We start from the raw sequence: 12545 nt of genomic DNA, 5'->3' as shown, positions 1-12545 counted from the left end.
CAATTTTCAACTACTCAGGCATTCGTTGTTCCGCTGTCTCTAAGCATCGCAACACATCTTCCTTAGTGCCGTTGAATGGGCCTATTCCTTCGATTTTCAATGTTGTCATAGCTGCCGCGAAACGTCCGGCTTCTTCTATGCTTGCGCCTTTGGCACGTTTATAGAGATATCCTGTCATATAAGTATCACCCGCTCCGGTAGCGTTTACTACTTCTTTCGGTATGTAAGCGGGGATTTTATGGAAAGTGGAACCGTCGTAAATGATAGATCCCATGCTTCCGAAAGTCAGCAATACCTCTTTCACGCCCCAATCGTAGATAACTTTTCCTGCGTTCACGGCATCGGTATATCCGGTTAACACCTCCATCTCATGTTCGTTAGCCTTGAGGAAGTGCACGTATTTAAGTACTTCTTTTTTCTCTGGCCAATCCACGGCAAATACATCCTTGTCTCTTACTTCCCGTAGATACCCTTGCGAGTCAATCGATACTAAGCCTTTCCCCGCTAAATACTTTACCACTTCCAAAGAGAAATCATCGGCAAGCAAACTACCAAGGTGGAAGATCTTGGAGTCGATGTTCTCCAGATACTCTACGGTGAAAGGATCTGCTTTCGCCAATACACGTTGCGTACGGTTATCTTGGTTCTCTCCATAAATATTCTCGAAATAAACGGTGTGCTTACTTGGCATCACGGCAACGTCGATACCTTCGGCTCGTAGTTCCTCCACCGTTTTCATCTCAGATTCAGCCAAGGCTGTCACTAGAGTATAGTCAATATCATCGAAATGTTTTATCGCATGCGAGAAATAAAAGGAGGTTCCTCCCGGCATATGGACGGTGTTCTTAGGTGTTACTACCTTATCCAAGGTGATGTGTCCTACGCAGCAAAGTTCGTGTGTATTCATTTTTTACTCAGTTTATTATAAAGCGACAAATTTATGAAAAAAGAGTTCAAGTACATAGGATAGTCGTTATTTTGACCAATAAAAGCATAAACGAGGCGTTTCCATTCAAGAGCGAAAGTATTTACATATAGTAGAAACGAAAGTGTTTACCTCTAGAAGTAAAGTCATTTACATATGGAAGTAAACAGCGTTACATCTAGTTGTAAATGTAATATGCTGATAATCCGTATATAATACTGTTGGCGGATAATGCTCGGTGTATCTGCTGGAAATATTCAAATTCACCTTATCCGATAAGCATGCTTATTTGGATTTAGAAAGAAGAATTGGGCTCACCCGATAAATCAGGGGGAAAATTCTTTAATTCTATAGAAAATTTGCACCTTTGTACCATGAACAATCAAGGACTATTAGCATTGGCACAGTTGATTCTGCCATCAGAGATACTTTCAAATTTTGAAGTAGTACGTGTAGAAGAAGAGGCATCCCTTATCCGCATCTATCTTGATGAATCGGTTAAGGCTGAATATAAAGAGAACCCAGAGATTGAATCCAAAGGGTTCTGTGAAGCCGTAACTATACGTGACTTTCCAATCCGCGATAAAGGTGTTGACCTAATTGTCAGAAGACGCAAATGGTATGACAAGCAGAATAACCGATACTTCTCCGACTCTTACGACCTGAAGGCTGAAGAAACCCGCTACTCCAAGGAGTTTGCGGCTTTTTTAAAAGGAGTGTATGGAGACGATTCCTACGACCTCCCGTTCGCTTGACCGCTATTATCACATAAACGGGGATACGTTTGAAAAGCAATACAAGGAAGTGCTCAGCGGCTATCGTGAATGGTCAGAACTCTCACATGCAGAAGACTGGCTTGTCTTTCCAGAGAACATTGGTGAAAGCATCTGCATTGACGAAACGGCTCCAAGCAACGGTGAGCTGTACACTATAGTAAGCAACAGATCTTCACGTGGAGGTAAAGGTACCATCATTGCTATTGTAAAGGGTGTGGCGGCAGATGCTGTCACGGAAGCACTTATGCGCATTGACGAGGACAAGAGACTGTTGGTTAAGGAGATAACAATGGATATGTCGAATTCCATGCGACTTATAGCCAGACGCTGTTTCCCGAATGCAATGCGTACCATAGACCGCTTTCATATACAGAAACTTGCATGTGATGCCTTGCAGGAGATGCGTATCGCGCATAGATGGGATGCCATTCAAGCAGACACGGATGCCAGGGAAGAAGCCAAATGCCTGGGCGAAGCATACACTCCAATTGTGCTTGCAAATGGTGATACCCACAAGCAGTTGTTGGCTCGCAGCAGATATCTGCTTTTTAAATCTGCCGACAAATGGACGGAAAGTCAGAGACAAAGAGCTGAGGTGCTCTTTGAAACGTATCCTGATCTTAAAGAAGCCTATTCGCTTACACATTCCCTAAGAATGATATTTTCCAAGAATACCGTCAAAGATGCAGCAAGACTCTCGCTTGCACGATGGTACAACAAAGTGGACGACTCTGGCTTTAAGAGTTTCAATGTTATTGCCGCCACACTTTACGAGCACTATGATGAAGTCTTGAACTTCTTTGTAAACAGGGCAACTAATGCATTTGCAGAGTCTTTTAATGCTAAAATTAAGGCGTTTAGAGCTGCTTTAAGAGGAGTAACGGATATAAAATTCTTTCTTTTCAGACTTACAAAGCTGTATGCTTAATCCCCCAGGTTTATCGGGTGAGCCAAGAATTGATAATCAGTCAACGACATAGATAATATATAATGTACGCTCGTACATTATAATATATGCAATACGCATAGAGGTTATACTACTATATAGGTGATGTATATTTTATGTGCGATGGAATAGAATGTGAGAAACGACTAGTCTAAACGATCGTCTAAATCTTGCGTTTTTTTAGTGCCAAAACAGGAGATTTGTTGAAAGAATCCGTTGTTTCGTAAAGGATAACCTATCCTATTGATAAGAAAGAGGATAAGCGATAAAAAAATAATGCGGAAGGGTTGTAAGTGTCGAAGAAACGCGTACCTTTACAAATGACTAGAAAAATCGATCGTTTAAACTAGTCGTTTCTATCCCATAAAAGATTGTCAAACATCAAGGTTTTTAACTATATATAATGTACAGGTGTACATTAAAATAATGTAAACCTATCAAAGCATAAGATCTGAATCAAGCTTCCTCTTTGACACAAAAGTATTGATAGTACCGCTAGCTTCGAGTTATAGGTATTTTATAGGCTCACCCGATAATCATTGGGGATATCTTCAGGCTCATCTATATTTCAGCCGGCAGCCTAAGATAAGTCGGCCAACAGATGAGATCATGAGATAACTATTGCCATATAAATCGCTGTCTTATAAACTATTAATCAACAGACCAACTCACTTGAGAAAGGCTTCCCAAGTGAATAACTAACCACTTCCAGACTCGTAAGCTTACGGCTACCCCCAGCCGTAAGTTATTCACTTAACAAGCCGTAAGTTATTCACCTGAAAAGGCATAAATTATACATTAACCGTCTCTCCCCCGATAGTTATCGGGAAATGGCAGAGGAACTATAGATACAAGTGGCCCATTTGTCTTTTTGACAACTTGTAATCTGAAGTCCCGGAGAATCGATTATTCCGTACCCAAGTGCGTCTCGCTTCCAAATTCGAGAGAAAAAAACAGCAATTCTCTGTTTGATAGCCGTTTGCTGAAAAACAGCCTTCCGTTCCAGCCGAAATAATTCACCCTAGTTCATGTTTTACGGTCGTTAGGCGGTAATAATGCCCAACGCTACCGCATGTGAGGGCCGATACCTATATATGTGTAGGCTTACGCCACTATATGTGTAGCTTGACGCGACTATATGTGTGGGTTAACACTGCTATATGTGTGAGTTGATACAGCCATATGTGTAGGTTGATACGTATATATTCGTTAAAAAGCGACGCTTATCGTGTTAAAAAGCGGTTGTGGTAGCTTGTTCACGCTCCCCGCTTACGCTCGTTGGCTTTTATAGCCAGAGAGCCGTGTCGTGAAAAAGAAGGTATTTCAATCAAAAAGATACCATTCATCGCATTAAGCTGACATCTGCGATTCTTGTCTTATCCCTTTGAATTAAGTCTGTCCCCAATAAATATCGGGTGAGCGTTTACTTGATTAATATTGGAAATATATGAACGATGAATCTGCAGAAAAATATCTTGAGGCAACGATTCGTCAGCAACTACGTCACTGCTCATAGACAAAAAACGAAACGGCAGACATCTCCGCCGTCCCGCCCAAAAGAGATAGCCTTATCTCTGTTTGTACACATGTCAAGGTTGGTTATTTACTGATATCAGGGCCTATATAAACCCTGTTTTTCATATCGTGCGTAAACATAAGACTTTTTTTCGACAAAAGAGCAGATTCCTTCTTCTTTTTGGGAATACATGTTCTAAACATGCCACACTACCTCTTGGCTACTAGCGTGAGCTTCTATTATAGAGGAACTATGAAAAAGCATTTTACATCAAAACATAAAGCTAAATCCTTTCTTCTGCGAAGCATTGAACCGTTCAATCTCCAAAGAAAGGGATTTCTTTAACTGATTAGCCATAAATATTAAGAAAGACCTGCGTATGATGCAAATTGCCTTCAGTCGTTTTAAGGATTTTCTGAAAGAACAGTACCCATTATATGAATGCAACATCAAACCCGAATTTATCACTAAGGATATGATGGTTCTGTTTGTGGACTATTTGCAATCCCGTAGCGTTGGCGAGGGAGCAAAAAGTATCTATCAGCGTTTCAAGAAAGTGATACGCTATGCCATCGAACACGATGTGATACTGAAAGACCTTACATATAAGAATGTAGACTACTCAAACAAGCTATTGAAGTTTGAACAGAATAAGACCAAAGGGCATTCTTCTGCTAGTGGAGTAGTCATACCTTTGAATGACGGTTTACTCTCTATTATTGGCGAACCTCCTGCAGATGGCAACAAAGATGTGCTTATATTTAATCTACCATCCTATGAAAGCTGCTGTAAATCAGTAAAACGTTGGGTGAAAAGATCCGGAATAGACAAGCACATAAGCTGGCATTGTGCCCGTCACTCATTTGCAGTGAATATCCTTAACAATGGTGCTAATATTAAAACAGTAGCCAGTTTGCTCGGACATAGCGGGCTGAAACATACGGAGAAGTGCCATTCAAGACACGCTGTAAGCACAAGCAGCACACTCTGTAAACCTTGCACTAACTTCCCGTAACTGGCTTATGGGCTGTTATATCGTGGAATTTGAACAAAACGGAGAAGACCGTGCAGCCTATGGTGAGCAGCTTTTGAAGAAGTTGGAAAAACAACTAAATACCAAAGGACTTAACGAACGTAGATTCCGGGAGTTCAGACGTTTGTATCTTGTTTATCCACAGTTGAAAGAAGAGGTTTTAGGCTATGTTATGTCGGGTTCGGGAATTCGGCGGTCAGTAACCGCCAAATTGCAAATGGTTTCAGAAATTGCAAATAATGACTGGAAATTGGCTGCTGAAAAGCTATTTAACAGATTATCTTCTACGCATTTGAATGCAATATCTGCTATTGACAATCCTATTAAACGTGCCTTTTATGAAATGGAAACGATTAGGGGATGCTGGACTGCAAAAGAACTGGAACGGCAGATTGATTCATTGTACTACGAGCGTAGTGGATTATCTAAAAACAAAGAAGCTCTTTCTGCATTAGTACAGCAACAGGCAGTTCAACTACAGCCTGCGAATGTAATAAATACTCCCTTGACCTTAGAGTTCTTAGGGTTAAATGAACGGGCATTAGTTACAGAGAATGATTTAGAGCAAGCCATCCTTGATAATTTACAAAAGTTCCTTCTGGAAATGGGACACGGCTTCTGCTTTGAAGCTCGCCAAAAACGCATACTGATAGATGAAGATTACTTCTTTGCTGACCTCGTTTTCTATCACCGCATACTGAAATGCCATGTCATAGTGGATTTAAAAATTGACAAATTCCACCATGAATATGCATCCCAACTGAATATGTATCTAAACTACTTCAAAGCAGAAGTAATGCAGCCCGATGATAATCCACCAATCGGTATTTTGCTTTGTACTGAAAAAGGAGATACTTTAGTTCGTTATGCCACAGCAGGATTAGACCCAAATATTTTTGTACAAAAGTATAAAATCCAGTTGCCCAGTGAGGAAGAAATCAAGAAATTTCTTTCAAAGGAGATAGGCTAACAACTTTCAATAAAAACAAAGGTTTAGTTCATTTTAGATATACAAGAGGAATGGACTAAACTTAATCTGTAACCTTTTCATTATAAAACCTCAAAAATTCCATTTCACCCACCTGCTTTAAAAATTTCTGATTTTCAATAAAGTCTTGTCCATACTTTAACCAACGTTTTGTAAAACCTTTGAACTTAGTACAAGGAAATAGATGACATTGGTAGCAGTGTGTTATTCCTTTCTCAACGCAACACAGGTAAAATGTTCTACATTTTTCACAGCGGGTTTTGTTTTCCTCTGCTCCCTGACAATTTTTTTCATCTCGTGTGTAGCTTGGACAACCGCCACAGAACACACCACAAGCAGGAATACGACCATGATATGGTTTTATTACAGATAAGGTTTTTGCCATCCAAAAATTAGTCAAATTCAATTTATTTGCCTGTCGTTTTTGTTCCTTCTTCACCACGTATTTTTGCTTCTCAAAGAATGGACGAGCAGTTAGACTCACTTCTGATGTGATTTGTATAATACCTTTTGTAATAGCATATCGTTCTATTTCTTCCAAAAGCATAGTTGCAATGCCTTTGCCTTGAAAGTCTGCGTGAATGAACATAGAGTGCAGATAGCCTTGCGGCGTAATGGATGAAAAACCTACAATCTGAGACAATTGATTAACAGCCACAATAAAATAGTGAGTCTTTATCATTTCCTCTATATTGGAAAGATCATCTCCGCATGATGCCCAATCTTCAACTTCATCCTGTGAATAATCACGCCTGTTTACTACAAGCACGGTATTCTTATATAAATCTCTCAGTTCAGCACTATCAGATTGTTGCGCTATTCTGATTTTAAAGTCCATTTTCATCTTTGGTTTTGTATCTTTTCGTATAATACCTTATTATCATTAAGGGTTAAAACATATATCTGTTTTTCCGAATTATCGTTAAATGCTTCTTCTTCAAAACTTCCAAACTTGTGAATAATATCAAATCCAGCCCGTTCCAGATATGAATCCAATTCTTGAGGGAAAAACATCCTCATGTCCAAATTCTGGATTGAATGAAACTCGCCATTGATAAAATAGTGCCATTCTATGCGATTGATTTGGGTTGTACTCTCATAACGCATCGTTTGTTTTATCAACACATCCCGTCCATCATCCGTTGTATATTCGGCAATTACTGCCTGCACTTTTTCGCTCTCGACAATATACTGGATGTTGGGATTAAAGCAATCTAACAGAAATAAGCCTCCTGCTTTGAGATGATTTCTAACGCACCCTAACGCATTGAATAAATCTTCGTTTCTGTATAAATGGTGGATTGAATTAAATGGAATAAAGATTAGGTCGAATTTTTCTTGCAAGTCGAGCATTCTAATATCTGCTTCTATGAAATCAATCACTAATTCTGCTTCGATAGCCTTCATCTTTGCTTGTTCGAGCATTGAGGGTGTGTAATCTACTCCGCAAATGCTGTATCCATCTTTGGCAATGGGGATCGTAAGTCTGCCTGTACCACAGCACAGTTCAAGTATTTCAGCCTCCTTATTTTTCGGTAGCCACTTTTTGTAGAATTGCAAATCAGATAGAAAGGTATTTAATCCATCATATATATTTGCATCATAAATCAACTCACCAACCTTGTAACCTATATTCATTTATATTCTCCAATACTCATTGTTTCATGTTTATATACCAAACTTATTTCTATTCTCTTTCGTGTCCGGATGGATATGCCATAGATTAACCTTATTTTCCTTTATTTCTGCAACCCAAATAGCATGAACATTATTTAGAACCTGATCTGAACAAATGGAATATCCCTGCATAATAACCATAGAACCATTTACTGTTACGCTCTCGAAAATGTTTCGATATCCCGGATAAAGTCTAAAAAACGGCTTCCATGCCTTAACTATATTATCAGATTTTCCTACAATTCGATTGTTTGCCATATCGATAAAAACATGATTTTCAGTCATTAAACTGGATAGTGCGTTAATGTCAGCCCTACTGATACATTCATTAAATTGCAAGGTAATAATTTGGGGGTCTATCATTATCTCTTCTTTGCTATATTTATCATTATTACCCCATTCGGTCTTAAGCTGCGCATAAATTATATCATCTACCCAATCCCCACGCAAATAATAGCTCTCCTTAAAGTGAGCTTCCTTTCTGAACCCCAATCGCTCTATTAACTGGATAGAAGCTGTATTTCTCGGATCGACTGAGGCTATAATCCGATGTTTATCGAGCGTTCCAAAAAGATAATCAACCATTGCTTTCAATGCTTCTGTAGCATAACCTTTTTTCTGATAATCTTTATGTAGCGTACATCCAAGTTCAGCCTGCATATTGTTGTGATTGGTAAAGCTGATTCCCATATCACCAATTAACCTGTTTTCATCTGCAAGAATAATGGTAAACTGAAAACATATATTGGCAATATCCATTGTCGCCGGCATATTGCTAATATAATCACGGACTTCTTCAACTGAATCAGGGAACCATCCCTGATACTTATTTTCCGCAAAGTCAGAACGGTAAGAAAAAATGCTTTCTGCATCTTCCGGTTCAGCAAGCCGTATGATTAATCTTTCTGTTTTAATGGGATATTTCACCTTGTTGTTTATAAATTCATGAGTTGAGCAAAGATACAAAAATTGTCTAGCCGTGGATAGTCCTGCCGAATAATTACATACAAAAAAAGCTTGACTGATTACTCAATCAAGCTTTTCAACTTCAGTACCCAGAGCCGGGATCGAACCGGCATGGAAGTGAATCCACTGGTGTTTGAGACCAGCGCGTCTACCAATTCCGCCATCTGGGCATTTTTAATTAACCTTTAGCAGTAGGTTTGTTTCTCAAATGCGTTGCAAAGGTACAGCTTTTTTTTAAACCCGCAAGCGTTTGGGTGAAAATTTTCAAATATTTTTTTCACAGTGGGAATATGTACGGGATTGTTTCGCATAGAAAGATTATTTCGTTACATTTGTAAACGTATAATCATAATAACAGCCAATATCATGAAAGATAATTATTGCGTCATCATGGGAGGCGGAATCGGTAGCCGTTTCTGGCCTTTCAGTAGAGAAAGTTACCCAAAGCAATTCCTTGATTTTTTTGGGAGCGGACGGTCTTTACTGCAAATGACATTTGATCGCTTCGCAAAAATCATCCCTACTGAAAATATATACATCGTTACCAACGAATCTTATGCGGACTTAATCAAGGAGCAGTTGCCGGAATTAGCGGAAGAACAAATCCTTTTGGAACCGGCTCGTCGCAATACAGCTCCTTGTATCGCTTATGCGGCTTATCATATTAAGGCATGCAATCCGGAAGCCAATATTGTCGTAGCCCCTTCCGACCATCTGATCTTAAAAGAGGATGTTTTCTTGAGGGACGTTCAAAAGGCGTTGGATTTCGTGAAGAGAAACCGTGCGTTGGTCACCTTGGGCATCAAGCCTAGCCGCCCGGAAACAGGATACGGATATATCCAAAGCAGTGATACGGTAGTAGATGATTTCACCAAGGTGAAGACCTTTACTGAAAAACCGAACCTCGAGTTGGCAAAGGTATTTATGGAAAGTGGAGAATTCTTCTGGAATTCTGGCTTGTTCGTCTGGAACGTGAATACGATCTTGGAAGCGTTCTCTAAATATCTCCCGGATATCAGCAGCCGTTTCGATCTAGGTAAGGATAAATTTAATACCCCGGAAGAAAAAGCGTTCATCCAAGAGAATTTCCCTTATTGCCTAAATATATCCATCGACTACGGTATCATGGAGAAAGCGCACAACGTATATATGCTATGTGTAGATTTCGGTTGGGCCGACCTCGGTAGCTGGGGATCTTTGTTCGACCTAGCGAATAAAGACGAAAATGAGAACGCAGTATTGAAAAATAACGAGGCAATGCTATACGAATGCTCCGGCAATGTGATCGCATTAAATAACCCGAAACGTCTAGCCGTTATCCAAGGGCTAAAAGATTGCATCGTGGCTGAGTCCGGAAACGTATTATTGATTTGCAAGAAGGATGACGAACAACGTATCAAACAATTCGTAGCCGACGCTAAAATCAAATACGGAAAAGAATACAACTAATTAAGAATTGAGAATTGAGAATTATCGGCAAGCGGTATTCATTCTCAATTCTCAATTTTCAACTTCTTAGCAAGATATCGTACAGGATACCACGCAGCCAAAAAGCCTATCGTTAATACCGTTACAAAGACTGTTATTATATCCACCGTGACTACACGTACTGGATAAGCCTCTATAATAAACGCTCCGGCAGCTTCCCCTAGTTTTATAAAGCCAAACTCTTGTTGTAGCAAGCAAAGTACAACCCCGATCAAGACTCCGATCAAAGCTCCAAAACCGGAGATCATCCAGCCTTCAAACAAGAAAATCCGACGGATCAGACTGTCATCAGCCCCCATATTACGCAGTGTACTCACATCCTCCTGTTTCTCGATCATCAACATGGATAAAGAACCCACCACGTTGAATAAGGCGATCGCCAATATAAAAGTAAGGATCAAGAAGGTCATCCATTTCTCGACTTGCATCATCTTGAAAGAAGCCTCTTGTTGCTCAAAACGGTCTTGCACGATATATTGATCACCTAGGATACGTTGAATCTCTTTCTTTACCGGAGCGATATCTCCGCTATCTTTCACCTTCAATTCCACCGCTGTCACTTCTTTATCATAATTAAATAAAGAACGGGCCAATGACAAAGGCACGATCATATATGAATCATCGTAAACCTGTTGGTCCGTACGAAAGACAGCACCGATATAAGTATATTCCAAATTGAAAGAAGAAGCCGGATTCGCCATGTTCACCTTCTCCTCCCGCTTCGGAGCGTAGATCTCCAGCGGAGAGACAAAGCCTGCGTTTATTCCTAGCGAGAAAGCCAATCCGATCCCCATATTCGCGTAATTCGCCACCTCGTCATTCAGAAGGAACTTTCCATCGATCAAGATACTATCGATCTGCGCCAGTTTCTCATATTGCTCGTCTACACCTTTCAAGGTAGCTACACCCTGACGATCTCGATAACGGACCAAGGCATTGTCCTGCAATACCTCACTAAAACAAACAATGCCGGGCAATTCCCTCACCTTACGTATCTCTTCCGAGGTCGGGTCGAAAACCTTCCCTTTCCGGGGCATGATCTTCAACTCCGGATCAAAATTGCTGAAGAGAGAAGATACCAAATCGTTGAAACCATTATAGACCGACAAGGCGCATACTAAGGCGATCGTGGCGACAACAACCCCGCATACCGATACCATCGATATGATATTTATGGCATTGTGCGACTTCTTCGAAAAGAGATATCGCCGGGCTATATAGAACGGAAGATTCAAGGCTCCTCTGATTACTTATGCAAAAGATTGTCGATATTCTCGATATAATCCAATGAATCGTCTATAAAGAAGCTCAATTCAGGAATCTTACGAACCTGCAAACGAATACGTTGCCCCAAATCAAAACGGATCGCTTTCGTATTGCTCCGTATAGCCTCCAATAGCTCTTGCGATTTATCCGACGGGAAAATGCTTAAATAAGCTCTCGCCACACTTAAATCCGGACTTACACGAACTACGCTGACAGAGACCAATACGCCATGCATTCCTTGCGTCTGCTTCTGAAATATATCACTCAACTCCTTCTGAAGAAGGCGTTCGATCTTTTGTAATCTAGTACTTTCCATACGCTTTATTATTTACTTTTTCCAGATCATCGTCAAGCCGTCACGTAAAGGGAGGATCACCTTCTCTACCCGATCGTCTTGCTTAACCTTTTCATTAAAAACCAGTATTCCCTTCGTTTGTTTATCGGAAGGATGCACTTCTTCTACCACTTTACCGTCCCAAAGCGTATTATCCGCGAGAATCAAGCCGCCCGGACGGACCATCGGGAATACCAAATCATAATACTCGGAATACAGGCGTTTGTCGGCATCGATAAAAACCATATCGAACGTCTCATCCAAACGGGGGATAATCTCCATCGCATCCCCAAAATGGACTTTTATCTTGTCCTTATGTAGCGAGCGGGAAAGATATTTCATGATAAAATCCTCCATCTCGTCATTGATCTCAATCGTATGGATCAACGCCCCCTCTTCCATGCCTTCCGCCATACACAAAGTGGCATAAGACGTATAAGTCCCGATCTCCAAGACTCTTCTCGGACGAATCATCCGGCAAAACATCTTCAATATCCTACCCTGCAAATGCCCGGATAGCATACGCGGACGGAGAAGGTTCACATTGGCGTCGCGATTCAACGCCGACAGCAAATCCCCTTCTTCATCTATATGAGAAAGAATATACGCATCAATCTCGCCCGTAAACAT

11 protein-coding genes, 1 tRNA gene and 1 pseudogene are annotated in these 12545 nt (G+C 40.5%); 5 read left to right on the top strand and 8 right to left on the bottom strand.

Annotation, left to right across the window (positions count from 1 at the left end; all coding sequences use genetic code 11):
• Positions 1-10 precede the first annotated feature (10 nt).
• Entirely contained in the window at positions 11-907 is an 897-nt protein-coding gene (locus ACYIA1_RS17595) for a PfkB family carbohydrate kinase (protein ID WP_005867349.1), read from the bottom strand.
• Positions 908-1299: 392 nt separating this feature from the next.
• Here ACYIA1_RS17595 and ACYIA1_RS17590 point away from each other — a divergent pair, with 392 nt between their 5' ends.
• The 4 genes and pseudogenes from ACYIA1_RS17590 to ACYIA1_RS17575 all read left to right on the top strand — a co-directional run bounded on the left by ACYIA1_RS17590 (position 1300) and on the right by ACYIA1_RS17575 (position 6166).
• On the top strand, positions 1300-1680 hold the full coding sequence (locus ACYIA1_RS17590) for an ISAon1 family transposase N-terminal region protein (protein ID WP_016270338.1): 381 nt from the start codon (positions 1300-1302) through the stop codon (positions 1678-1680).
• Positions 1646-2629, top strand: coding sequence for an ISAon1 family transposase (locus ACYIA1_RS17585; RefSeq protein ID WP_016270043.1), 984 nt, complete (start codon positions 1646-1648; stop codon positions 2627-2629). Before ACYIA1_RS17590 ends, ACYIA1_RS17585 begins: the two co-directional genes overlap by 35 nt.
• A gap of 1898 nt (positions 2630-4527) precedes the next feature.
• Positions 4528-5112 (top strand): annotated as a pseudogene (locus tag ACYIA1_RS17580) (tyrosine-type recombinase/integrase); the annotation flags it as partial.
• 73 nt (positions 5113-5185) lie between these two features.
• Complete coding sequence (locus ACYIA1_RS17575; protein ID WP_480336126.1) at positions 5186-6166, top strand: PDDEXK nuclease domain-containing protein; 981 nt, start codon at positions 5186-5188, stop codon at positions 6164-6166.
• 61 nt (positions 6167-6227) lie between these two features.
• Here the strand turns inward: ACYIA1_RS17575 and ACYIA1_RS17570 are convergent, their stop codons facing one another.
• The 4 genes from ACYIA1_RS17570 to ACYIA1_RS17555 form a co-directional block, all read right to left on the bottom strand.
• Positions 6228-7028, bottom strand: coding sequence for a GNAT family N-acetyltransferase (locus ACYIA1_RS17570; RefSeq protein WP_008777733.1), 801 nt, complete (start codon positions 7026-7028; stop codon positions 6228-6230).
• Positions 7025-7822 carry a class I SAM-dependent methyltransferase gene (locus tag ACYIA1_RS17565; protein WP_008772948.1) on the bottom strand — a complete coding sequence of 266 codons (798 nt, stop codon included), beginning with the start codon at positions 7820-7822 and terminating at the stop codon, positions 7025-7027. Before ACYIA1_RS17565 ends, ACYIA1_RS17570 begins: the two co-directional genes overlap by 4 nt.
• A gap of 30 nt (positions 7823-7852) precedes the next feature.
• Positions 7853-8788: a GNAT family N-acetyltransferase gene (locus ACYIA1_RS17560; RefSeq protein WP_011967263.1), complete on the bottom strand. Its 936-nt coding sequence runs from the start codon at positions 8786-8788 to the stop codon at positions 7853-7855.
• A 125-nt stretch (positions 8789-8913) separates the two neighbouring features.
• Positions 8914-8997: transfer RNA gene (locus tag ACYIA1_RS17555), tRNA-Leu, on the bottom strand.
• Between the two features lie 196 nt (positions 8998-9193).
• Between ACYIA1_RS17555 and ACYIA1_RS17550 the strand changes: the two genes are divergently transcribed.
• A complete protein-coding gene (locus tag ACYIA1_RS17550; RefSeq protein ID WP_009016577.1) occupies positions 9194-10276 on the top strand; it encodes a mannose-1-phosphate guanylyltransferase in 1083 nt (360 codons plus the stop codon).
• A 44-nt stretch (positions 10277-10320) separates the two neighbouring features.
• On the opposite strand, the gene ACYIA1_RS17545 is transcribed toward ACYIA1_RS17550, so the two are convergent.
• The 3 genes from ACYIA1_RS17545 to ACYIA1_RS17535 are packed head-to-tail and all read right to left on the bottom strand — an operon-like array spanning position 10321 to position 12545.
• Positions 10321-11550: an FtsX-like permease family protein gene (locus ACYIA1_RS17545; protein WP_480336123.1), complete on the bottom strand. Its 1230-nt coding sequence runs from the start codon at positions 11548-11550 to the stop codon at positions 10321-10323.
• An 11-nt stretch (positions 11551-11561) separates the two neighbouring features.
• Positions 11562-11897 (bottom strand): 30S ribosome-binding factor RbfA, encoded by a 336-nt coding sequence (gene rbfA, locus ACYIA1_RS17540; RefSeq protein ID WP_005859883.1) that lies wholly within the window; start codon positions 11895-11897, stop codon positions 11562-11564.
• A 12-nt stretch (positions 11898-11909) separates the two neighbouring features.
• Entirely contained in the window at positions 11910-12545 is a 636-nt protein-coding gene (locus ACYIA1_RS17535; protein WP_005859885.1) for an O-methyltransferase, read from the bottom strand.

The sequence above is a fragment of the Parabacteroides sp. KHUB-02 genome (genome assembly GCF_056640955.1).
Note: the sequence above shows the minus strand (reverse complement) of the source record. Positions and strands in the feature narration are given on the sequence as shown.